The organism is Bifidobacterium saimiriisciurei (assembly GCF_010667655.1).
GTDB lineage: Bacteria > Actinomycetota > Actinomycetes > Actinomycetales > Bifidobacteriaceae > Galliscardovia > Galliscardovia saimiriisciurei.
Map to the genome: position 1 here is coordinate 1 of NZ_WHZU01000039.1, position 381 is coordinate 381.

A 381-nucleotide genomic window follows, 5' to 3' on the forward strand; every position below is an offset into this window, starting at 1 on the left:
CTTCGACGCGTTCGTGCACAGCTTCCTGTATGACGAGAGCAACCCGAACTCGGTGCGCAGCGCCATGGACTACGCGTTCAACAACGCCGTGATCCTGCGCCCCGAACTCAGCTCGCGAGTGCTGCAGTACGTGGAACTGGCGCTGAGCAGCATCACCGATGCAAGCGAGCGCTCGTCCGAGGCCGAGGACCTGTACGACCAGCGCGACGTGACCGACGACATGCTGGCCTTCTGGGGCGCCGTCGAGAATTCGGTGGTCGACCAGACGCTCAAGTCGTTCCTCTTCGTGGGCAAATACCTCGAACGACTCGACCTGTACACGCGCCTGCATGTTTCCCCCACCGAGCTCAAGCCGCCGCTGCGCAAGCTTGTCGACTACGC

The 381-nt window shown here is 62.7% G+C and carries 1 protein-coding gene; it reads left to right on the top strand.

Annotated features, from left to right (window positions below):
* On the top strand, positions 1–381 hold a 381-nt coding region (locus tag GFD18_RS10920), incomplete at both ends, for an alpha-E domain-containing protein (RefSeq protein ID WP_163228300.1).